The sequence below is a fragment of the Pseudonocardia xishanensis genome (genome assembly GCF_039541715.1).
GTDB lineage: Bacteria > Actinomycetota > Actinomycetes > Mycobacteriales > Pseudonocardiaceae > Pseudonocardia > Pseudonocardia xishanensis.
In genome coordinates this window covers 38,785-59,473 of the sequence record NZ_BAABGT010000056.1, presented here as the reverse complement: position 1 = coordinate 59,473, position 20,689 = coordinate 38,785, and the positions used below count along the sequence as shown (strand labels likewise).

The following is a 20,689-nucleotide window of genomic DNA, read 5'->3' as shown; positions in this document are numbered from 1 at the left end:
ACACCAACTGTCACCGATGTCCTGATGCGGAACTGTCACCCATGTCCTGAGACATCACAGTCGCGGACCTGGTCCACGCCACCTCGCGGCCGCGGGTGCTGGACATCGGGTCCGGCTGGGGTGCTCTGGTGCTGCACCTGGCCGGGGTCCGGGGCTGCGACGTCACCGGGATCAGCCCGGCGCCGAGGCAGCGCGAGTTCGTGGAGAAGCGGGCACGACAGCGCGGGCTGTCGTCCCGGGTCCGGATCGTCACCAGCCCGTTCGAGGAGGCCGCCGACCTGCCGCGCGGGATCGACGCCGTCACCGTGCTCGGGTCGGTCGTCCACATGCCGGACCTGCCCGCCGTGTTCGCGAAGGCCCGCGGCCTGCTGCGGCGCGGCGGTCGGATGTACGTCAGCGAGACCTGCTTCCGCAACCGGGCCCTCCGCGCGCGCTTCGACCGGGTCGAGGGCACCGACTTCGTCCGCGAGGCGAGCTCCGGCCACTGTCCGAGCTGGTCGCCGCCGCGGAGGACGCCGGGTTCTCGGTGGAGACGACCGTCGACCTCACCCGGCACTACCACCGGACCATCGAGCAGTGGACCGAGAACGTGCGGGCCAACGCCGCGGCCCTGAACCGGATCCGGCCCGGCATCGCCGCGCAGCTGGAGCACTACCTGGACGTCTCGAACGCGGGGTGGGGCTACACGACCAAGCACTACGCGCTCGTCCTGCGGAACGCCCGGTGAAGGGCCTGCTGACGGCCGAGCAGCTCGCCCCCGCCGTCGACACCTACCTCGCCGCCACCCCGCCCGAGCGCCGCTGGGACGCCGAGCACTCCTTCGCCTGGGCCGCCGCGGACGCCGACCGGCTCACCGAGGGCCAGCGCTCCGCCGTGGAGTTCGTGACGATCATCGAGGACCACCTGCCCGGCTACTTCGACGTCTACCACCGGCACTTCCCGGTGGACGACACCGTCCCGCCGGAGGTGTTCGCCCACAACCGCGCGCTCTACCACTTCACGGTCCGGTGGGCGTCCGAGGAGGACACCCACGCCCGGGCGCTGGCCCGCTACCAGCGGGAGGCCGGGATGGGGGTGCCGACCGCCCCCGTGCTGCCGCGCTTCGAGCTGCCCTACGACCATCCCGTCCAGTTCTTCGCCTACGCCCTGGTCCAGGAGAAGGCCACCCAGATCTACTACCGGCAGCTGCGCGAGGTGATCGACGAACCGGTGCTCGCCGACGTCCTGACCCGGCTGTCGCGGGACGAGGCGCGGCACTTCACGTTCATGGCGGACGTCGTCGCCCGGTACCTGCGACACCACGGTGACGCGGTCGTCGAGCCGATCCGGGACGTCGTCGCGACCTTCCGGATGCCGCTGGCGGACACGATGCGCGGGTACTGGCGCTGAGCGCTGCGGATCGCCGACACCGCCCGCTACGACCACACGGACTCCTACGACGGCCTGATCCAGGTCCTCGACCGGGCGACCGAGGCGCGGTCCGACCGACTCGACGAGCTCATCCGGTTCGTCGCGGCGTCCCGGACGGTGGCCTGACGGCGGGTCCCGGGGACGGCGCCGGGCTGATTTTGCCCGGTTCTTGCCGAGCGCGGTGCCGGGCCGAACCCGCGGTCTCCTACCGTCGGGGGGTGCACCGGTCCCGGACCGGTCCGTCGGAGCCATCGGAGGAGGAGCGGACCATGGCCGTCTCGGAGTTCCCCGCCGGGTCCCGCCGACGGCGAGCCGACGCGACCGACGACGACCGCGCGCAGACGGTGGCGGCGCTCGGTGCCGCCGTCGACGACGGGCTACTGGGCCTCGACGAGGCCGGGCGCCGGGTGGTCGCGGTGTACCGGACGACGACCGTCGCCGGGCTCGCCGCGCTGCTCGCCGACCTCGCTCCCGAGCGGGCCGATGTCGGTGGCGGCCCGCAGCCGCCCCCGGACGATCGGGCACAGTATGGCTGGGCGGTGGCGCGGATCGTGGTCTGCGCCCTCGTCTCGCTCATCCTGATCGTGCTGGTGCTGCGAGGTCTCGCCCCGACCGTGCTGCCCTGACCCACTCCCGACGCGAGGCCGACGTGCGCAGACGCATCATCCTTCTCACCCTTGCGGCGGCGGCACTGGCGATCGCGCTGTTCGGTCTGCCGCTCGCCGGGGTGGTCGTGGCGTACGTGACCAACGACGAGCAGCGTGAGCTCGACCAGATCGCCAGCGTCGCGGCGCTCAGCGTCGCCGTGGACCTCGCCGGGGGGCGGAGCCCGACCATCCCGGACTTCCGGTCCTCCGCCGCCGTGGCGCTCTACGACAGGGCGGGCGCCCGCGTCGTCGGCACGGGCCCGGACCGCGCGGACATCTCGGTGTCCCAGACCCTCGCCGACGGCCGAGACACCGACGACGACGGGGTGGTCGCCCTGCCGGTGACCGGGGACGACCCCCGGGCAGGCGCCATCCGGGTGTACGTCTCCCCGACCGAGACCTACGCCGAGATCGGTCTGGTCTGGGCGGCCATGCTCGCCCTCGCCGCCACCGCCCTCGCCGCGGTCTGGCTCGTCGCCCGGCGTCAGGCGGCCCGCCTGGCGGGCCCCCTCGAACAGCTCTCCCGCACGGCCCGGCTGCTCGGCGACGGCGACTTCACCGCCCGCTCGCCGCGCGTCGGGATCGCCGAGATCGACTCGGTCGGCGCCGACCTCGACACCACCGCCGAGCGTCTCGGTGACCTCGTCGCCCGCGAGCGCGCGTTCACCGCGGACGCCTCCCACCAGCTCCGCACCCCGCTCGCCGGGCTCCGCATCAGCCTCGAGACCGCGCTGGAGGACCCCGATGCCGACGCGCGCGCGGCCATGGCCGACGCGGTCCGGGCCGCGGACGGGCTGCAGCGCACGATCGAGGACCTGGTGGCCCTGGCCCGAGACGACGACGTCGTCCGAGCACCGCTGGACCTGCCCGTGCTCCTGGCCGAGGTGGAACGGGAGTGGACACCCGTGCTGCTCGCCGCGGGTCGCGCCCTCCGGGTCACCGCGGAGCCCCACCTGCCGACGGCCGCCGCCTCCGCCGCCGCGGTCCGCCAGGTGGTCGCCGTGCTGGCCGACAACGCCGTCCGGCACGGGGCGGGCCGGGTCACAGTCGCGGTCCGCGACGTGGGCGGTGCCCTCGCCGTCGACGTCTCCGACGAGGGACCCGGGATCAGCGGAACCAACCTGTTCACCCGCCGGGCGTCGCGGGCCGACGGACACGGCATCGGGCTCGCCCTGGCCCGCAGTCTCGCCGAGGCCGAGGGCGGCAGGCTCGCCCTCACCCGCACGACCCCGCCCACCTTCACCCTGCTGCTGCCGGAGAGCGCGGGCTCTCCCGAGCTCTCACCTGCACCTGGGCGCCCCCGCACCACCGGGCTCCTACCGTCACAGGCACGACGACCCGCCGACGGGAGCTGACCCGGTGACCGCCCGATGAGCACCGCCGACGCGACGCTGACGCTCGCGCTCTCGCTGCTGGCCGTCTGGGTGGTCCTCACGGTGGTCGCCCTCCTGCGCCACCGGGTCCGGGGAACCGCCCGGGCCGCGTTCGCCACCACCGGCGCGGCCGCGGTCGCCTTCGCGCTCTACGCGGGGGTCGTCGATGCGGTCGCCGACCCCGCCCCGCTCGCCGCTGCGGACGGACCCGTCCTCGCCTGGTTCGTGGCCCACCGCACGCCGTTCCTCGACGTCGTCATGCTGAAGATCACCAATGCGGGCGGCACGCTCGGCATGACCGTCCTGACGATCATCGGGCTGGTGGTGCTGCTCCTGCGCCGCCGCGTCCGCGACGCTCTGGTCCTCGTGGTCACCGCGATCGGCGCCGGGACCCTGGTCGGGCTCACGAAGAACCTCTACCAGCGCGAACGCCCACCGCTCGCCACCCGCCTGACCTACGAGCCGACCTACTCGCTGCCCTCGGGCCACTCGCTGAGCTCGTTCGCCGTCCTCGGCATGCTCGCGATCGTCCTCGTCCTGGCGCTGCGCTCCACCGTGCTCCGGAGCGTGGTGGTCGTCCTCGCGACCCTGGCCGTGCTCGCGATCGGGACCAGCAGGCTCTACCTCGGCGTGCACTGGTTCACCGACGTCCTCGCGGGCTGGCTGCTCGGCGGGGCCTGGCTCGCGCTCTGCTGCACCGTGCCTGCCCTCCGGCTCGGGGCCCGCAGCGCGTCGGCCGAGCTGGACGACGCCGCCGACCTCGGCCCGCGACCGACGTCGTAGCGTGCCCACGGCGACGGGCACGGTCGCCGGGGCGGATCGGGGTGGGCATGGGCGGGTCGACCGTCGTCGTCGGGTGGCCGCTCGGCGTCGCGCTGGTCGCGCTCGTGCTGCTCGCCGTGGCCGCGTCGCTGGTCGGTCGGCTCGGCACGGGACGGGCCACCGCCGTCGCCGCGGCGCGCGCGGCCGTCCAGCTCGCCGCCGTCGCGACGGTCATCCTGGCCGTCGTGCGGTCCTGGTGGGCCACCGCACTGTTCGTCCTGGTCATGGTCGGGGTCGCCACCTGGACCTCCGCGCGGCGGATGACCGGCGGGCGCAGCGGGTGGAACGCGGGCCTCGCCATCCTCGGCGGCTCCCTCCCCGTGGTCGCCGTCGTGCTCGTCAGCGGGGCGGTCCCGCTGACCGGCATCGCGGTCGTCCCCATCGCGGGCATCGTCATCGGCGGCGCCATGTCCGCCACCTCCGTCGCCGGGCGCCGCGCACTCGACCAGCTCGAGACCCGGCGCGGCGAGTACGAGGCCGCCCTCTCCCTGGGGTTCCTCCCCCGCGACGCGGCCCTGCTGGTCGTCCGCGGCTCGGCCACCGACGCCCTCGTGCCCGCCCTCGACCAGACCCGCACGGTCGGGCTGGTGACCCTGCCCGGCGCCTTCGTCGGCGTCCTGCTCGGCAGCGGCGACCCCGTCCGCGCAGGCGCCGCCCAGGTCCTGGTGCTCATCGGGCTCCTCGCCGCCGAGACCATCGCCGTCCTGACCGCGGTCGAGCTCGTCGCGCGGGGCCGCATCCGCCGCGACGAACCGGTCCCGAGGCCGACGCTTCGCGAGCGACTCCGCGCAGGCGGACGGACCCGGTGACCGTCCTCTCCCCGCGGACGCCGTGAACACAGCCCGTGGACGGACCTCGTCGCCCCGGTGTCCCCGCCCGAGCGGCGTCCTCAGTCGACGCCGAGCTGCTCGAGGGTCCGCTGGGCGGCGTCGAGCTCCTCGCGCAGCCGGGCGACCCGCTCCTCCTGACGACGGCGGGCCTCGACCAGTGCCGACGTGACCACCTCGGCGACCGCGGGTGGCAGCGAACGGGACACCGCGGCGACGTCGGTCGCCGGGATCGGCGTCGCGGACACGACCCGCTTCGCCCCCACCGCCACCTCCACCGTCCAGTCGACGCCCGCGGTCGAGGTCAGCGTGACCGTCATCGCGGCCGAGCGCTCACCCCGCTTCCCGGGCCGAGCCGGAGCGGGCTTCGCCGGTGCCGCCTTCTCGGGCGCGGGCTCCGACAGCTCCGGGGACGGCGCCGAGGCCGATGCCGTGGGCCGGGCGGGGCGCCGAGGGCGGACCGGGCGGGCCGGTGGGGCGGGTGGCTCCGCCGGGGGCGCCGTCACGACCTCCGCCGCCTGCGGCGACTTCGCAGGCCTGCGCGCGGGCCTGGTCCGCGTGAGCTCACTCGGCGAGCAGAACACCGCGTCCCGCGAGCCCGCCGGGCGGACCTGGATGAAGTCCCCCTCGGCGACGTCCCCGACGGCCACGACCTTGGCCGACCCGCCCGCAGGCACCCCGACCGCGGCCGCGGTGAACCAGACCGTCACCGCCCTGCCCGCGGACACCTCCTCGCGCACGGCCGCCACATCCCCCTCGGACAGCGCCTGCTGTGCCGCGGTCGAACCCCGTCCCGCCATTCGTCAGCTCCCTACTGCTCCCGGTGATTCTCACCCGGAGCGTCACGAGCCGCGCAGCGTCCCCGACCGGCCCACGTTCGTGGCGCGACCGAGGACGGGTCCTCGGCGGAAACCGGCGCCGTCGTGCCTCGTCGCACCGTGGCGTTCACCAGCTTCTCGATGCCCCGCACAGGGCAGGACCTGGGCAGAGCTCCACCGGGACGGGTCGTCCTCCAGACCGTCGCGGTCCCAGTGCGCGAGGTTCGCGGCGGCCTCGTACGTCGTGCGCAGGAAGTCCCGCACGGCCTGGTCCGGATCGGCCGACTGCCGGACCACCTCGTACGGCAGGAGGAACTGCTGGAGGTCCGGGTTGTAGGAGGCCCCGGCCGGCTCGACCGGGTAGGCGTCGAACCCGTCGGGGGCGGGGTAGGCGTACGCGTAGAACGCCCCCTCCTCGCCGCCGCCGGGCCAGAAGCCGCAGCTGGACAGCTCGTGGGAGTAGCCCTCGACCATCACCCAGTCCGCGCAGTTCGGCGCGCCCCCGGATGCGGCGGCGCGGGTCGACCGGAGAACCGGGTGCAGGCGAGGTCGAACGAGCCCCAGAAGAAGTGCACCGGGCTGACCTTGCCCACGAAATGGGAGCGGAACTCCCCGATCACCCGGTCGGCCTGCAGGAGCTGGCGCCAGAACAGCGCCGCGGCCTCCGCGTCGTAGGAGGCGTGCCGGTCGTCCTCGGCGAACGGGATCGCCGGGTCGACCTCGTTGGGGACGGCACGGATCACCGTGTCGATGCCGTGCTCGCCCAGCAGGCCCATCAGCCGGTCGTAGAACTCGGCCACCGTCATCGGGCGCAGGTCGAACCCGTCGTCCGTGCCATCGCTGTCGCGGAGCGCGAGCCGGTGGTGGACGAAGTCGAACTCGAGCTCGAACGCTCCCGTGCCGTGGGGGATCGCCGAGGTGGTCAGCCCGCGAGCGGTGACGTAGAGGGTCACCTGCCACCAGTGGTTCACCATCGGCGCGTGCGCCATGCGGATCTTGCCCACGATCTGCGTCCACATGTGGAGCGTGTCCCGCGTCGCGGTCCAGTCCGAGACCCGCAGGCTCGGCCATTCAGCCGGTGTCGTTCTCACCCACGCAGGATAGGACCGGGGCGTCGACCACCAGGGGGACTCCGCTCAGCCGCGCGATGTGCCCTTCGAGACCCGCGCCCGCCGCGGGGTGGCGCGCGAGGACGAGGGGGTCGTGGCCGGGGATGATGTCGGCCGGGTCGTCGACGAGCCCCGGGAGGCGCGTGGCATAGGCCTCCAGGAGACGCTCCGGCTCGTGCGTCACGGCGAACACGCGCCGCTGCTCGATGTTCGCGGAGAAGTGTGCCGCGTCCGACGCCAGTACCAACGGCCCGCGCGCCGTCGTGACCCGGACGACCTGGGTCCCACCCGTGTGCCCGCCGACGGCGTGCAGACTCAGCCCGGGGAACAGCTCATCGTCCGCCCCCGGGAACCGGACCCGTCCGGCGTGCACGAGACGCACCACCTCGGCGACCTCGTCGGCGACGTAGGCGCTCCCCCGCGACGAGTCGGTCATGTGCACGCCGACCGCGAACTGCAGCTCCTGTTCCTGGAGATGGAACCGGGCGTGAGGGAAGAGCGCCAGCCCGCCCGCGTGGTCGTAGTGCAGGTGGGTGAGGACGACGTCGTCGACGGCGGCGGGAGCGACACCCAGCGCGGCGAGGCCCGCCTCGACCGGGGCCAGGAGCGTCCGCCCCCGGCGGATGCCCTCCGCCCGCCCGAACCCGGTGTCGACGACGACCGTGCGACGGTCCGACCGCACGACCCACACGAAGTAGTCCATGGGCATCGGCCCGTCGCAGGCCTACCCGCCGAGGAAGTTCTCCGACGCGGTGCGGTCGACGCGGCCGTAGCGCACCGCGAAGACCTCGTACTCCTCGCCGGTCACGGGAGGTCCCGCGCGGCGTCCTCGCGCACCTCGACCCCGGCCCAGCCCTCGGTGAGCCGGGTGATGCTGGTGAAGTCCGAGTCGACCCCGAGCTGGTCGCGGGTCTGGCGCCACATCTGGTGGACCGCCGAGCCGACCCAGACCGGCACCCGGAGGGTGTCGGCCTCCTCGGCGAAGAGCCGCAGGTCCTTCTCCATCAGCCCGGTGGCGAAGCCGTAGTCGAAGGTGCCGGGGAGGACCGAGCGGGGGAACTTGTCCTGTGTGGCGCTGTTGCGGCCGGACCCGGCGTTGAGGACGTCGAGCATCATCCGCGGCGCCAGCCCGGCCTTGACGCCCACCACCATCGCCTCGGCGGTCGTCGCCAGCGCGGCCGCCGACAGATAGTTGTTGACCAGCTTCATCGCCTGTCCGAGGCCCGGCTCGGTACCGACGTGGAACAGCGTCCCGAGGACGGACAGCGCCGGTCCGAGCTCGGCGAACACCTCCTCGGCGGCGGACACCATGACCGCGAGCGTCCCCTTCTCCGCACCCCCCGTCCCCCCGCTGACCGGGGCGTCCACCGTGGTCACGCCACGCGGAGCGAGCGCCTCGGCCAGTGCGCGGGCCGTCCGGGTGCCCGTGGTGGACAGCTCGACGAGCCGCCGGACCGCGGTGCCCTCGGCGATCCCCTCCGGGCCGAGCACCACGTCCAGCACGACCGCGGGCGTCGGCAGGCTGGTGAAGACCACCGTCGCCCGGTCCGCGACGTCCCGGGCGGACGAGCCCGCCGTGGCGCCCCGGGCGACGAGCGCCTCGACGGCAGCGTCGGCGACGTCGAACACCACGAGATCGTGCCCGGCGTCGACCAGCCTGCCCGCCATCGTGATCCCATTCGGCCGAGGCCGACGAACCCCAGTTCCATGTCGTTCCCTCTCCTCGTCGTCGTCAGTCGCGGTCGCTCGAGCTCTCGGCGTCGATCACGGCCTGCGCCGCCTTGACGCCGTCCAGTGCCGCCGGGACGCCGCAGTAGGCCGCGACCTGCAGGAAGACCTCGCGGATCTCCTCGGGGGTCACGCCGTTGCGCAGGGCGCCGTGCAGGTGGGTGCGCATGCCCTCCGTGTAGGTCGTGTCGTCCATGTTCCGTCCTCGTCGTGGTCGGGGGGCTCGCTCAGCCCAGCGTGAAGGGATCCCGGGTGACGCCGCTGAGCTCCACCCAGACCGACCGCGTCTCGAGGTAGTCCTCGATCGCGTCGACGCCGCTCTCCCGACCGATCCCGGAGGCCCCGAAGCCGCCGAACGGCACCTGCGGTGCGACGGTCCGATAGGCGTTGATCCACACCGAGCCAGCCCGGAGCCTGCCCGCCGTCCGGTGCGCCACGGTGATGTCGCGGGTCCATACCGACGCGGCCAGGCCGAAGTCGGTGCTGTCGGCGATCCGCACGGCCTCGTCCTCGGTGTCGAAGACGACCACGGACAGCACCGGGCCGAAGATCTCCTCGGTGAGGGCCCGTGCATCGGCGGGCAGGTCGCAGAGCACCGTCGGGCGCACGAAGTATCCGCCCAGCTCGGCGTCGGGGCCACCGCCGGTGGCGACCGTCGCCCCCGCCTCCCGCGCCGCCGAGAGGTGGTCGAGGACCTTCTCGTACTGGCGGGCGTTCGCCAGCGGACCCATCTCGGTCCGCTCGTCGGTCGGGTCCCCGACGACGATCGACTCCGCACGGGCGACCACCCGGCGGACCAGGTCGTCCGCCACCGCGCGGTGCACCAGCAGCCGGGAGCCCGCCATGCAGGTCTGTCCGGACGCCGCGAAGATCCCGGAGACGATCCCGTGGGTGGCCGCCTCGAGGTCCGCGTCCGGGAACACGATCTGGGCGGACTTGCCGCCGAGCTCAAGGGTGACCCGCGCGAACAGGTCCGCGGCGGCGTGCGGGACGGCCCGGCCGACCTCGTTGGACCCGGTGAAGGCGATCTTGTCCACCCCGGGGTGCGCGGCCAGCGCCCGGCCGGTCTCCGGACCCCATCCGGTCACGACGTTGACCACCCCTGGCGGGAACCCCGCCTCGGTGACCAGCTCGGCCAGTGCGACGGTCGACGCAGGCGTGTGGTCGCTGGGCTTGACGACGACCGTGCACCCGGCGGCGAGTGCCGGGGCGAGCTTCCAGGTCAGCAGGAGCAACGGCGAGTTCCACGGGGTGATCGCGCCGACCACCCCGACCGGCACATGCTGGGTGTAGACCAGGAAGTTCGGCTTGCCGGTGGGGATGACGTCGCCCTGCACCTTGTCGGCGAGCCCGCCGGTACGGCAAGGCCCCGGGTCTCGACCGGGCCGCCGACGCGATCCGACACGGCCAGCTCGCAGGCACCTCCACGACCGGTGGTGCGGTCGCCTGGATCGGCGACGACCCGTCCTGCAAGTCCTCCACCGTGCCCAGCTCCTGTGAGCCGATGGCACAGAGCCTCGCCCTGCCGCTCTTCGCGCCGGGCAGCGTCGCGGAGATCATCTCCTACGGCCTGCACGCGGTCGCTCTGTCGCGGCTGAGCGGGCTCTGGACCGGCCTGAAGATCGTCGCGGACGTGGCGGACTCGGCCGCCGTGATCGACGTCGGCGCGCTCCGGCACGGCATCCCGCTGCCACCCGAGCAGGCCCGCAGGCTCCTCCCCCCCGATCGTCGGCGCCGTCGGGCTCGACGCCGAGGACGACATGCTCACCCGCCGCCTGGACCTCGCCCGCCGCTACGGCACCGAGCACGGCCTCAACCGGATCACCTTCTCCGCTCGGCGCGCCCGTTCGGGGATCGTGGCGTCCGGGACCGCGCACGCCGTCGTCCAACGAGCCCTCGACGACCTCGGACTGGACGAGGCCGCCATGGAGGCCCTGGACCTGCGGCTCGTCCGCCTCGGCATGCCCCACCCCCTCGACCCCGCCCACCTCGCCGCGCTCACCGAGGGGCTCGAGGAGGTGGTCGTCGTCGAGGACAAGGTGCCGTTCGTGGAGGACGCGCTCAAGGCGGCGCTCTACCGACGCGCGGATGCCCCGACCGTCGTCGGGCGCAAGGACGAGGCCGGACGCCCCCTGCTCACCGGGCGCAGCCAGGTCGCCGCCGAGGACGTCGCCCTCGTGCTCGGCGCCCGACTCACGGCGATGCTCGGCCCGGACCGGCTGCCGCACTCCGTCCAGGCCCACCTCGAGCGCCTGCGTCCGCCGCGGCGGTCCCGCATCGAGCTGTCGCTCGCCACCCCGGCCAAGCGCACGCCCTTCTTCTGCTCGGGCTGCCCGCACAACCGCTCCACCCGCACCGAGGAGGGCACGCTGGTCGGCGTCGGCATCGGCTGCCACGCCCTGATCGCGCTCGAGGGCGAGGGTCGCGGCACCCAGATCGGGCTGACCCAGATGGGCGGCGAGGGCGCCCAGTGGATCGGCCTCGCGCCGTTCACCGACGATCCGACGCTGATCCAGAACCTGGGCGACGGCACCTTCCACCACTCCGGTTCGCTGGCCGTCCGCGCCGCCGTGGCCGCCGGCGTGCGGATGACCTACAAGCTGCTCTACAACGACGCCGTCGCCATGACCGGAGGGCAGCGCGCCGAGGGCCGCCTCGACATCCCCTCGGTCATCCGGCTCCTCGCGGTCGAGGGCGTGCAGAAGATCGTGGTCACCACCGACGAGCCGGGCGCCTACCGCGGGGTGGCCCTCGACCCGATCGCCACGGTCCGCCACCGCGACGACCTCCCCGACGTGGAGCGCGAGCTGGCGGCGGTCGACGGCGTCACCGTCGTCCTGCACGACGACCGCTGCGCCACCGAGGAACGCAGGCTGCGCAAGCGCGGCACGCTCCCGGCGGTCACCGAACGCGTGGTGATCAACGAGCGGGTCTGCGAGGGCTGCGGGGACTGCGGTGAGAAGTCCACCTGCCTGTCCGTGCAGCCGGTGCACACCGAGTTCGGTCGCAAGACCCGGATCCACCAGTCCTCCTGCAACTCCGACTTCTCCTGCATCGAGGGGGACTGCCCGTCGTTCCTGCTGGTCGAGCCGGGCACCCGACCCACGCGCACCCGCCCGGAGCCGCCGGTCGCCCTCGTCGAGCCGCAGCGGCGGTTCACCGACCAGGACGTGCTGGTCCGCATGCCCGGCATCGGCGGCACCGGGGTGGTCACGGTGTCGAAGATCCTGCAGATGGCCGCCCACCTCGACGGCCGGTTCGCCGCAGGCCTCGAGCAGATCGGGCTGGCCCAGAAGGGCGGCCCGGTCGTCTCCGACGTCCGGATCTCCAAGGCCCCCGTCGTCGGCTCGCTGCGCGCCACCCGCGGCACCGTCGATGTGCTCGTCGGGTTCGACCTGCTCGGCGCCGCCGACGACGCCAACCTCGCCGTCTGCGCCGCCGACCGCACCATCGCGGTGGTCAACTCGGCGATCGTGCCCACCGCCCAGATGATCACCGGGCAGATCGTGCTGCCCGGCTCCCCCGACGACGCGCTCGACCGCATCGCCGCCGCGACCGCCGAGCAGAGTCACCTGGACGCCCAGGGGCTCGCCGAGCGGCTGTTCGGCGACCACATGCCCACCAACATGCTTCTCCTGGGCGCCGCCTTCCAGGCCGGGGTGCTGCCGGTGAGCGAGGAGGCCCTGGAGCAGGCGATCCGGCTCAACGGCGCCGCGGTCGAGAACACCCTCGCCGCGTTCCGCTGGGGCCGGGCCGCGGTCCAGGACCCCGCCGCGGTCCGGGCCGCCGTCGAGCCGCCGACGCGGGAGACCGTCGCCGTCGACGCGGCCGCCCGGACCGCGGCCGAGGAGATCGGGCTCGGCGAGGTGCTCGCCGTCCGCATCGCGGACCTCACCGGCTACCAGGACGCCGCCTACGCCGACCGGTACGCCGAGGAGGTCCGCCGGGTCCACGACCTCGCCGCCTCGGCCACCGACGCCGAGACCGGGGAGCGGATCGGCCTCGCCTATGCCCGCGGCCTGCACAAGCTGATGGCCTACAAGGACGAGTACGAGGTCGCCCGACTCCACCTCGACCCCGTCGAGGTCGCCCGCCGTGAGGAGGAGTACGGCCCCGATGCCGCGGTATCGGTCCTGCTGCACCCGCCGCTGCTGCGCGCGATGGGCATGAACCGCAAGATCAGGCTCAGGGCCACCGCGACGCCCGCCTTCCGCGCCCTGCGCGCGGCGAAGCGGCTGCGCGGCACACCGTTGGACGTCTTCGGCTACGCCGGGGTGCGCCGGACCGAGCGGGAGCTGATCGACGAGTACCAGCAGCTCGTGCGCACCGCTCTCGCGAGCCTCACGCCTGCGACTGCCGACCTCGTCGAGCAGGTGGCGGGCCTGCCGGACCTGGTCCGCGGCTACGAGGACATCAAGCTGGCGGCCGTCGCCCGCTTCCGCGAGCGCGCGGCCGAGCTGACCGGCCTGCTCACCCGCTAGCGATCGTGTCCGCGAACAGCCCGCGGGCCTCGACCGGGGCCGCGGGAACAGCGGGTCGCCGTCAGTCTCCCGGTACCGCTGAACCTCCGCAGAACCTACGCGACGTTCGTGCCCTCGGGCGCCCCCATGTCCACATCCCGGGTCTCCGGGCCGAGGATCGCGCCGACGGTCACGAGCAGGCCGCCGATCGCCATCAGGATCGCCGAGGCGTAGGTCGGGCTGAAGAGGGAGCCGAGTCCGACGAGGTAGTACGCGTAGAAGGCCGGAACGACCAGTGCGAGGCTGTAACCGATGCCGTAGCCGGTGGAGCGCAGTGCAGCGGGGAACCGCTCGGTCATGTAGGCGGCGATCGGGCCGAACGCGAGGATCCCGACGACGAAGGCGACGGTCAGTAGCAGGACGGACGTTGCGAAGCCCGGGTGGTCCGCTCCGGCGAGCAGGGCGGTTGCGCCCGCGCCCACGACCGCGACGAGCAGACCGACCCCGATGTAGAACGGGCGTCGTCCGATGCGCTGGCTCAGCAGCCCGGCCAGCGGATAGGTGAGGGTGCTGGCCCCCGAAGCGATGATCAGCGCGACCGTCAGCTGGGTCGGGGTGAGCCCGGCGACCTTGGACGTCAGGCCGGGCAGGACCGAGGCGGAGATGTTCAGCGCGATCCACACGCCGGTCATCAGGACGAAGACCTGCAGCAGGCTGCGCCGGTTGGCGCCGGTGAAGAGCTGGCGCAGCGGCGAGACCCGCTTGGCCGCGGGCTCGGCGTTCTGCCAGGCCGAGGACTCGGGGACCTGGCGGACGAAGTAGACCAGGAACCCGACCGCGAGCGCGGCCCCGATGAAGAAGGGGATCCGCCAGCCCCACACCGCGTACGCCGAGTCCGGCGAGCCCGCCGGGAAGATCTGCAGCAGCAACAGGGTCAGCGCCGAGATCAGGCAGAGCGCACCGGGGGACGTCATCGTGATCAGCCCGCTGGCCAGCCCCCTGCGGCGCTTCTGCGTCCATTCCATCGCCAACGGGATCGCCGCGGTGTACTCCCCGCCGAGGAAGACGCCGTCGACGAACCGCAGCAGGATGAGCAGGCCGATGCCCCAGAGCCCGACGCTCGCATGGCCCGGCAACAGCCCGATGAGCAGCGTCGTGACCGCGATCCCGATGATCGCGATGATCGTGGACTTGCGGCGCCCGGTGCGGTCGGCGATCACGCCGAAGATCGCGGCGCCGATGGGTCGGCCGACGAGGGTCGCGGTGAAGACGAAGGCCGCGATGATGGCCAGGGTCCCGGCGTCGAGGCCCGCGGGCACGAAGTAGCTCATGGCGGGCGCCAGCACGATGACCGGCAGGTAGATGTCGAACTGGTCGACGAAGTACCCGACGATCCCGCCGATCAACGCGCGGCGGCGGTTGGCGGAGTCGTCGTCCGGAGGTGTGGCGGGGGCGGGGTGCGAGGTGTGGGCGATCTCGGTCATGGGGTCTCCGAAGGTGGACCGAGCGTTTCCGCGGGACGGCAACGCTACGCGCGGGAAGGGACCGACCACCGGTATCGGTGTCGGGGTGTGCGATCGGACGGGCGACGTCAGAGCAGCGCCGCGAAGTCCTCGGGGAAGTGGTGCTCGCCGCCGAGCTCCTTGCTGAGCTCGTAGGCGGTGCCCGCGAGGTCGCGCCAGGCTGGCCCGGGGGTGTCCACGGGCAGGGTCCGAGCGGTGCCGATGATCGCCATGGTGGCGCAGATCCCCGACTCGTCGAAGATCGGCGCACCGACGGCGGTGATGTCGCTGTCGACGATGTGAGTGGACGCGAGGCCCGTCTCGCGGGCGCGGTCGACGCTCTCGACGAGCTTGCGCCGCTCACTCCCCGCCAGCGAGGCCATGAGCCGCTCGGCCCGCAGCTGGTCGGCCATGAAGGCCAGGTAGACCTTGCTCTGCGCGGAGTCGACGGGCAGCTGGTGGCCGATGCGCACCGACACGACGACGGGGTTGCTGTTGTCCTCCTCGACCCGCGCGACGACCGGACCGCTCGCCCCCCACAGGCTCAGGGCGGAGGACAGCCTGCTCGACCTGGCCAGGGCCACGAGGTGCGGAGGAGCGAGGTCCACGACGGCCCGCCTGCCGAGTGCGAAGGCCCCGAGCTGGACCAGGAGCCCGCCGGGCACGAACGCCGCGCCGTCGCGACTACGCTCGAGCAGGCCCGCCGAGACGAGCGTGGCGAAGTAGCGGTGAGTCGTCGTGCGGTTGAGCCCCAGGGACGCGGCCGCCTCCGGCACGGTCAGCGCGGGACGGTCCGGCCGGAACAACTCGAGGATCTGGCTCGCGCGGGTCACCGCCTGGATGTCCCCCTGCGGGGCGTCGGCGCGCTTCGGTGACGACTCTGTCATCGCTGTCCGTTCGTCATGTGAACGATCTGTTCGCCATACGGTAAGCGCGATTCCGACCTTTGACAAGCCGGGATGCGCACATCCGGCCTCCGTGCTCACTTCTTGCCAGAGTACGTCCGCCTGTGTCACCCTCGATTCGTTCACAAACCGAACGCGATGTTCATAATGTGAACGGAGTCGGCGCCGACGTTCGACCGCTCCGTCTCGCCCGTCGCGCTCGGTCCCAGCGGACAGTGAGACAGAGGAGCCGTCATGGCCTATGGATCCGATGATCCACGCAGCAGCCTGGCCACCGCCCCGTCGCGGGCGGCGGAGCCGAACGCGCCCGCACAGTACGTCGACTTCACCACTGCGGAGCCGGACGAGACCAGCGACGCGGGCAGCCGCACCTGGTGGGTGCGCGGGCAGAACTTCGCCCTCGCCTACACCCAGGCCCGCGCGGGCGAGACACTCGAGAGGACCGGGCAGCCGGACGAGTACGTCGTCCTGTTCCCCCAGGACACCGCGGCGGCGAAGCTGACCGCGGGCCGGCAGCAGTCCGCGGTCGAGGGGGCGGCCATGGTGGTCGTCCCGGCCGGGGACAGCCGCGTCGAGGTCACCGCCGACACCGCCGTCGTCCGGTTGTTCTCCGCCGCCTCGCCGGACGTGCTCGCCCGCTGCCGCAACCACGGCGACTACGCCGAACCACACGCCAACGTCGCCCCGTTCGCCCCGTGGCCGGACCCCGTCGACGGGCCCGCCCTGCGCGTCTACCCGGTGGCCGAGCATCCCTACGAACAGGGCCGGTTCGGGCGGCTGTTCCGCTGCAGCACCTTCATGGTCAACCTGTTCGACCCGGACTACGGTCCTCGCGACCCGGCGAAGCTCTCGCCGCACCACCACGACGACTTCGAACAGTGCTCGCTGGCCGTCGACGGGCAGTACGTGCACCACATCCGCAGTCCCTGGACCCCGGACATGGCCGACTGGCGTGCGGACGAGCACGTCCACGTCGGCAGCCCGTCGGTCGCGATCATCCCTCCACCCACCGTCCACACGAGCCAGTCCGTGAGTCGGGTGCGGAACCAGCTGATCGACATCTTCTGCCCGCCCCGGCACGACTTCTCCGCCGAGGACGGCTGGGTGATCAACGCCGCCGACTACCCGGTGCCGTCGTGACGACGACCTTCCGCGACCTGCTCGCCGGGCTCGGCCGGACGGCACTCGGCACCTGGGTCAAGCTGCCCGCCGTCGACAGCGTCGAGCTGCTGGCCCATGCGGGGTTCGACTTCCTGGTCGTCGACATGGAGCACTCGCCGCTCGACGTGCTCACCGTGCACCAGCTGCTCGGTGCGGCCCGGGGGTGTGGGGTCCCTGCTCTGGTCCGCGTCCCGGACCGGACCCCCTCGACGATCTCCCGAGTCCTCGACTCCGGGGCCGCGGGCGTGCTGGTCCCCCACGTCGACACCCCGGAGGACGCGGCCGCCGTCGTCGCCGCGGGCCGCTTCCCGCCGCACGGCGCCCGCGGCTACGGCCCGACGGTCCGCGCCGGAGCCTGGGGTGCCGACGTCCCGGGGTACCGGGCCTCCGGCGAGCAGGTCGCGGTGATCCCGCAGCTCGAGAGCCGGGAGGCCGTCGACGCCGCACGCGGGATCGGGTCCGTGGCGGGCGTGGCCGCGCTGTTCGTCGGACCCGCCGACCTCGCCGTCGCCAGCGGGCACGCCCCCGACGCCCCCGACTTCACCCGCCTCCTCGACGACGTCGCGAGCGCCGCGAAGGAGCTCGAGCTCCCGCTCGGCACCGCCGTCGGATCCGCCGCCGCGGCCCGCGCCCTGCCCGGACACCACGACTTCGTCCTGGTCGGCAACGACGCCTCGCTGCTCGGCCAGGCCGCCCGGGCCGTCGTCGCCGACTCCCGCTGACCCTCCGACACCGAGAAGGACACCATGACCACCATCGACCAGATCCTCGACGGCCTCGTCGACATGCACTGCCACTCCGGCCCCTCCCCCATGCCCCGCGAGTTCGACCACGCGGGCGGCGCCCGGGACGGCTGGGAGCGGCTGCGTATGCGCGCGATGGTCGCCAAGTGCCACCACCACAACACGCAGATGGACGTGCTCGCCCAACGCCCGCTGCTGGCCGACATCCCCACCGAGGTGATCGGCGCGGTCGCCCTCAATTCCACCGTCGGCGGCCTCAACCTCGCCCAGGTCCAGCTGTGCCTGGGACTCGGCGGCAAGGTCGTGTACATGCCCACGGTCTCCTCCGGCAGGCACATCGACTGCCACGCCGAGAACCTCGGCTTCCCGACCCCGACCGTGAAGCTCACCGCCGAGCGGATCGAGGTCGTCCGCGACGGCGAGGTGGTCCCGGAGCTCCTGCCGATCTTCGACCTGGTCGCCGAGCACGATGCGGTCCTCAACGGCGGGCACCTGCATCCCGAGGACATCAGCGCCTGCTTCGCGGTGGCCCGCGAGCACGGTGTCCGCAAGTTCGTCGTGTCGCATCCCGACTTCGTCATCGGGGCCGACCCCACGCAGTGCTCCAGCTACATCGAGGGTGGTGCGCTCGTCGAGCACGAGCTCCACATGTACGACCCCGGCGCGACGATGCGGTGGCCGGTGGAGCAGCTCATGGAGTGGATCTCAGCGCTGGGCCCCGAGAACACCTTGATCGGCTCGGACCTGGGCCAGGCGGGCTTCCCGCGCCCCGTCGACGCGTTCCGCCGCGTCGGCGAGGCGCTGCTGGACCTCGGGCTGCCCGAGAAGGACCTGCGGCGCATCGTGCACGACAACCCGCGGGAGCTCCTCGGGCTGGACTGAGGTCTCGCGGCGGGCGGACATGCCGATCACGCCGTGAAGTGGCTCCTCGATCGCCCGGCCCCCGCAGGCGGTCCGGGCAGGGAGATCCGTGGAGAGCGCCGCTGCTCGCGCGGGCGGACCGCCGACGAGGCAGTCCTCGCCGGCTCCCACGGCAACGCGCGTCAGAACGTGCGGCGGGAGATCGCCAGGGCGGCCCGTTTCAGCTCCGCGCCGAGCTCGGGGATCCGCTCGAGGGGGATGTCCGCCTGCGACCCGGTGACCTGGATGGCGGCCATGGCGAGGTTGTCGGGTTCCGGGACCGGCACGGCCACCGAGGCCATACCGGGCTCGCGGTCGCCGCGGGCGGTCGAGTAGCCCACCGCGCGGACCTCCGCGAGCTCGGCGGCGAGCTCCGCCGACGTCACCACGACCCCGTCTGCGCGGGTGTGGGGCTCGACCTGAGCCAGGAACGCCGCCGTCTCCTCCTCGTCCATGAACGCCGCCAGGGTCTTCCCCCCGCCGACGTGCAGCGGGAGCCGCTCGCCGATGGGCAGCTCGTAGCGCAGCGGGGTGCCGCCTTCGACCCGGGCGAGGACCACCCGGGACCAGCCGAGCCGCCGGAACAGCGAGGCGGTGAGGCCGGTGGCACCGGCCAGGTCCTGCAGGATCGGGCGGGCGGCGGTCAACATGGGGTTGCCTGCGAGGTAGGCGTGCGCCCCGAAGATCAGACCGACGCCGGGGCGGTAGCCGACGGCGTCCTTCTCCACCCGCCCGCGCGCCTCGAGCACACCGAGGATGCGCTGGGTGGTGGCCACCGGCAACCCCGCGCGACGGGCGATCTCGCTGAGCCGCAACGGATGGTGGCCGCTGTCGAGCACCTCGAGGACGTCGATCGCCCGCTCCAACGAGCGCATGCTGGTGGCGGGCTTCGCCGCCTCGACGTCCGGCACTCCGTCCTCCCCTGGTCGGCCACCATCTTTCCACAGAGTGGTGAGCCGACCCGTTATCGCACCGCGGTGGCGTTGGGGGGCGACCCGACGCCGCCGACGAGGTTCAGCGGCTTGACCGTGACGAACGCGTCCCACCGGCCGTGCGCCCGGCTGTCGGCCGCGAGGCCGGTGAGGTCCCACAGCTCGCCGAGCGGGACGCCGAGCTTGGCGATCAGCTCCTGGTGCATCATGCCGCGGTCCTCCGGCGCCGACTCGAGGTAGGCGTCTCCCGCGACCGGCAGCACCTCCACGGCGAACGTGTCGGTGGCGAACAGGGCCACGCGGTGGTCCCACAGCCACTCGGGCAGCTCCAGGGTCTGCCGGAACCCGGTGGCCCGTCGTGCGTCGCGGACCTCGGCGCGCAGGTCGTCCCCGGCGTCGAGGAACCACCGGGCCCAGCCGGTGTGGACGAGTACGAGATCCCCGGGTCGGACCTCGTCGCCCTGGGCGAGCAGCGCGCGGTCGAGCACGTCGACGTCCAGAGCGGGGCCGACCCGGTGGTCGATCGGGGTGCCCTCGGCGGCGAGGAGTCCCTCGACGTCGACGACGATCCCCCGGCCGACGATCGGCTTCTCGGCCCACCGCTGCACCCCGAGCGCGGGGGCCCCGGCGCGGATGTCGTCGTCGGGGACCCCGTTGTAGAAGCCGTGTCCGGAGGCGCGGCGATGACGCAGGCCGTCGACCTGTGAGGTCGCCTGGAGGTAGAAGCCGTGCAGGACGTCGTCGCGGGCCTCGGCGTGCGCCGAGAGGATCTCGTGCCGGGGGGCGGCTCGGGCTCGGGCCATCGGCGGGTCGAAGGCGTCGAGGGCGTGGTCGAGGCTGAAGGCCACGCCCCGGGTCACGGTCGCGATCCCGTCGAGGACCTGAGCGGGCCCGGCGAAGTTCGCCGTGCCGCGCTCGGGGTCCTCGGCGAACACCCCCCAGCTCGAGCCCGGAGGGACGTGCCCACGCAGCTGCGCGTAGGTGGGCACGTCCGGTCGTACGCTGCCGGTCCCGTGTTCAGCCACGGTCGCGGCCCGAGTCGGCGCCCTCGTCGGGCTCCGGGTCGTCGCCGTCGTCCCCGCCGGCGGAGCCGTAGGACAGGGCGAAGGACAGCAACCCCGCGACCGAGGCGCCGCCGAACGCGTAGGGCGCCAGGGTCGAGGCCCAGTGCCGGGCCGCGGTGGCGTCCCCCGCCGCCAGCGTGGCGATCTGGCCGATCACGATCGCCAGGCCTGCGAGCAGGAAGAACACCACGGCCAGGGCGAACAGGAAGGTCGTCACGCGGGCCGCCGTGGAGGTGGTGGACGCAGGCGGGCTCATCGTCGAACTCATCGTGGACTCCTCGGGGACTG

Annotated in this window: 20 protein-coding genes and 2 pseudogenes; 11 read left to right on the top strand and 11 right to left on the bottom strand. The window is 73.4% G+C overall.

Annotated elements, in window-relative coordinates; translation table 11 throughout:
• Nucleotides 1-95: 95 nt before the first annotated feature.
• The 7 genes and pseudogenes from ABD993_RS20485 to ABD993_RS20455 all read left to right on the top strand — a co-directional run.
• A pseudogene (locus ABD993_RS20485) lies at nucleotides 96-488 on the top strand (SAM-dependent methyltransferase); the annotation flags it as partial.
• Complete coding sequence (locus ABD993_RS20480) at nucleotides 404-727, top strand: class I SAM-dependent methyltransferase (RefSeq protein WP_345420783.1); 324 nt, start codon at nucleotides 404-406, stop codon at nucleotides 725-727. The pseudogene ABD993_RS20485 and the gene ABD993_RS20480, both read left to right, overlap by 85 nt.
• The gene (locus tag ABD993_RS20475) at nucleotides 724-1,389 is read left to right on the top strand and encodes an acyl-ACP desaturase (protein WP_345420777.1); all 666 of its coding nucleotides are present in this window, start codon (nucleotides 724-726) and stop codon (nucleotides 1,387-1,389) included. The genes ABD993_RS20480 and ABD993_RS20475 overlap by 4 nt, the downstream gene beginning before the upstream one ends.
• Before the next feature lie 290 nt (nucleotides 1,390-1,679).
• Nucleotides 1,680-2,036: a DUF1707 domain-containing protein gene (locus tag ABD993_RS20470; protein WP_345420774.1), complete on the top strand. Its 357-nt coding sequence runs from the start codon at nucleotides 1,680-1,682 to the stop codon at nucleotides 2,034-2,036.
• A 23-nt stretch (nucleotides 2,037-2,059) separates the two neighbouring features.
• Entirely contained in the window at nucleotides 2,060-3,412 is a 1,353-nt protein-coding gene (locus ABD993_RS20465) for a sensor histidine kinase (protein ID WP_345420771.1), read from the top strand.
• A gap of 15 nt (nucleotides 3,413-3,427) precedes the next feature.
• Nucleotides 3,428-4,213 carry a phosphatase PAP2 family protein gene (locus ABD993_RS20460; RefSeq protein ID WP_345420768.1) on the top strand — a complete coding sequence of 262 codons (786 nt, stop codon included), beginning with the start codon at nucleotides 3,428-3,430 and terminating at the stop codon, nucleotides 4,211-4,213.
• A gap of 47 nt (nucleotides 4,214-4,260) precedes the next feature.
• On the top strand, nucleotides 4,261-5,061 hold the full coding sequence (locus tag ABD993_RS20455; protein WP_345420765.1) for an ABC transporter permease: 801 nt from the start codon (nucleotides 4,261-4,263) through the stop codon (nucleotides 5,059-5,061).
• A gap of 80 nt (nucleotides 5,062-5,141) precedes the next feature.
• On the opposite strand, the gene ABD993_RS20450 is transcribed toward ABD993_RS20455, so the two are convergent.
• The 6 genes and pseudogenes from ABD993_RS20450 to ABD993_RS20425 form a co-directional block, all read right to left on the bottom strand.
• On the bottom strand, nucleotides 5,142-5,879 hold the full coding sequence (locus ABD993_RS20450; protein WP_345420762.1) for a DUF6319 family protein: 738 nt from the start codon (nucleotides 5,877-5,879) through the stop codon (nucleotides 5,142-5,144).
• Nucleotides 5,880-5,921: 42 nt separating this feature from the next.
• Nucleotides 5,922-6,916 (bottom strand): annotated as a pseudogene (locus tag ABD993_RS20445) (DUF5996 family protein).
• A 52-nt stretch (nucleotides 6,917-6,968) separates the two neighbouring features.
• On the bottom strand, nucleotides 6,969-7,709 hold the full coding sequence (locus ABD993_RS20440; RefSeq protein WP_345420759.1) for an N-acyl homoserine lactonase family protein: 741 nt from the start codon (nucleotides 7,707-7,709) through the stop codon (nucleotides 6,969-6,971).
• Between the two features lie 101 nt (nucleotides 7,710-7,810).
• Nucleotides 7,811-8,674 carry an NAD(P)-dependent oxidoreductase gene (locus tag ABD993_RS20435; protein ID WP_345420756.1) on the bottom strand — a complete coding sequence of 288 codons (864 nt, stop codon included), beginning with the start codon at nucleotides 8,672-8,674 and terminating at the stop codon, nucleotides 7,811-7,813.
• Between the two features lie 64 nt (nucleotides 8,675-8,738).
• Nucleotides 8,739-8,930 (bottom strand): carboxymuconolactone decarboxylase family protein, encoded by a 192-nt coding sequence (locus ABD993_RS20430; protein WP_345420753.1) that lies wholly within the window; start codon nucleotides 8,928-8,930, stop codon nucleotides 8,739-8,741.
• A gap of 31 nt (nucleotides 8,931-8,961) precedes the next feature.
• Complete coding sequence (locus ABD993_RS20425; RefSeq protein ID WP_345420750.1) at nucleotides 8,962-10,245, bottom strand: aldehyde dehydrogenase family protein; 1,284 nt, start codon at nucleotides 10,243-10,245, stop codon at nucleotides 8,962-8,964.
• 249 nt (nucleotides 10,246-10,494) lie between these two features.
• Between ABD993_RS20425 and ABD993_RS20420 the strand changes: the two genes are divergently transcribed.
• Nucleotides 10,495-13,215, top strand: coding sequence for an indolepyruvate ferredoxin oxidoreductase family protein (locus ABD993_RS20420; protein ID WP_345420748.1), 2,721 nt, complete (start codon nucleotides 10,495-10,497; stop codon nucleotides 13,213-13,215).
• A 95-nt stretch (nucleotides 13,216-13,310) separates the two neighbouring features.
• On the opposite strand, the gene ABD993_RS20415 is transcribed toward ABD993_RS20420, so the two are convergent.
• A complete protein-coding gene (locus ABD993_RS20415; RefSeq protein WP_345420746.1) occupies nucleotides 13,311-14,678 on the bottom strand; it encodes an MFS transporter in 1,368 nt (455 codons plus the stop codon).
• A gap of 107 nt (nucleotides 14,679-14,785) precedes the next feature.
• Nucleotides 14,786-15,583 carry an IclR family transcriptional regulator gene (locus ABD993_RS20410; RefSeq protein ID WP_345420743.1) on the bottom strand — a complete coding sequence of 266 codons (798 nt, stop codon included), beginning with the start codon at nucleotides 15,581-15,583 and terminating at the stop codon, nucleotides 14,786-14,788.
• 252 nt (nucleotides 15,584-15,835) lie between these two features.
• On the opposite strand from ABD993_RS20410, the gene ABD993_RS20405 reads away from it, so the two are divergent.
• Genes ABD993_RS20405 through ABD993_RS20395 form a run of 3 tightly spaced genes read left to right on the top strand, consistent with a single transcriptional unit; the run spans nucleotide 15,836 to nucleotide 18,387 of the window.
• The gene (locus ABD993_RS20405) at nucleotides 15,836-16,741 is read left to right on the top strand and encodes a cupin domain-containing protein (protein ID WP_345420741.1); all 906 of its coding nucleotides are present in this window, start codon (nucleotides 15,836-15,838) and stop codon (nucleotides 16,739-16,741) included.
• Nucleotides 16,738-17,484: an HpcH/HpaI aldolase family protein gene (locus tag ABD993_RS20400; RefSeq protein WP_345420738.1), complete on the top strand. Its 747-nt coding sequence runs from the start codon at nucleotides 16,738-16,740 to the stop codon at nucleotides 17,482-17,484. Before ABD993_RS20405 ends, ABD993_RS20400 begins: the two co-directional genes overlap by 4 nt.
• Nucleotides 17,485-17,508: 24 nt before the next feature.
• Nucleotides 17,509-18,387, top strand: coding sequence for a DUF6282 family protein (locus ABD993_RS20395; RefSeq protein ID WP_345420735.1), 879 nt, complete (start codon nucleotides 17,509-17,511; stop codon nucleotides 18,385-18,387).
• Between the two features lie 161 nt (nucleotides 18,388-18,548).
• Here ABD993_RS20395 and ABD993_RS20390 read toward each other — a convergent pair whose 3' ends face one another.
• Genes ABD993_RS20390 through ABD993_RS20380 form a run of 3 tightly spaced genes read right to left on the bottom strand, consistent with a single transcriptional unit; the run spans nucleotide 18,549 to nucleotide 20,669 of the window.
• On the bottom strand, nucleotides 18,549-19,316 hold the full coding sequence (locus tag ABD993_RS20390) for an IclR family transcriptional regulator (RefSeq protein WP_345420732.1): 768 nt from the start codon (nucleotides 19,314-19,316) through the stop codon (nucleotides 18,549-18,551).
• A 53-nt stretch (nucleotides 19,317-19,369) separates the two neighbouring features.
• Nucleotides 19,370-20,326 carry a cyclase family protein gene (locus ABD993_RS20385; protein WP_345420729.1) on the bottom strand — a complete coding sequence of 319 codons (957 nt, stop codon included), beginning with the start codon at nucleotides 20,324-20,326 and terminating at the stop codon, nucleotides 19,370-19,372.
• A gap of 28 nt (nucleotides 20,327-20,354) precedes the next feature.
• Complete coding sequence (locus tag ABD993_RS20380; RefSeq protein ID WP_345420726.1) at nucleotides 20,355-20,669, bottom strand: hypothetical protein; 315 nt, start codon at nucleotides 20,667-20,669, stop codon at nucleotides 20,355-20,357.
• Nucleotides 20,670-20,689 lie beyond the last annotated feature (20 nt).

What these genes read in the sequence shown, in the direction of transcription:
- ABD993_RS20405 (WP_345420741.1), top strand. Translation starts at nt 15,836, where the DNA reads ATGGCCTATGGATCCGATGATCCACGCAGCAGCCTGGCCACCGCCCCG.
- ABD993_RS20470 (WP_345420774.1), top strand. Translation starts at nt 1,680, where the DNA reads ATGGCCGTCTCGGAGTTCCCCGCCGGGTCCCGCCGACGGCGAGCCGAC.
- ABD993_RS20440 (WP_345420759.1), bottom strand. Translation starts at nt 7,709, where the DNA reads ATGGACTACTTCGTGTGGGTCGTGCGGTCGGACCGTCGCACGGTCGTC.
- ABD993_RS20455 (WP_345420765.1), top strand. Translation starts at nt 4,261, where the DNA reads ATGGGCGGGTCGACCGTCGTCGTCGGGTGGCCGCTCGGCGTCGCGCTG.
- ABD993_RS20395 (WP_345420735.1), top strand. Translation starts at nt 17,509, where the DNA reads ATGACCACCATCGACCAGATCCTCGACGGCCTCGTCGACATGCACTGC.
- ABD993_RS20450 (WP_345420762.1), bottom strand. Translation starts at nt 5,879, where the DNA reads ATGGCGGGACGGGGTTCGACCGCGGCACAGCAGGCGCTGTCCGAGGGG.
- ABD993_RS20420 (WP_345420748.1), top strand. Translation starts at nt 10,495, where the DNA reads ATGCTCACCCGCCGCCTGGACCTCGCCCGCCGCTACGGCACCGAGCAC.
- ABD993_RS20410 (WP_345420743.1), bottom strand. Translation starts at nt 15,583, where the DNA reads ATGACAGAGTCGTCACCGAAGCGCGCCGACGCCCCGCAGGGGGACATC.
- ABD993_RS20415 (WP_345420746.1), bottom strand. Translation starts at nt 14,678, where the DNA reads ATGACCGAGATCGCCCACACCTCGCACCCCGCCCCCGCCACACCTCCG.
- ABD993_RS20430 (WP_345420753.1), bottom strand. Translation starts at nt 8,930, where the DNA reads ATGGACGACACGACCTACACGGAGGGCATGCGCACCCACCTGCACGGC.
- ABD993_RS20435 (WP_345420756.1), bottom strand. Translation starts at nt 8,674, where the DNA reads ATGGCGGGCAGGCTGGTCGACGCCGGGCACGATCTCGTGGTGTTCGAC.
- ABD993_RS20380 (WP_345420726.1), bottom strand. Translation starts at nt 20,669, where the DNA reads ATGAGTTCGACGATGAGCCCGCCTGCGTCCACCACCTCCACGGCGGCC.
- ABD993_RS20460 (WP_345420768.1), top strand. Translation starts at nt 3,428, where the DNA reads ATGAGCACCGCCGACGCGACGCTGACGCTCGCGCTCTCGCTGCTGGCC.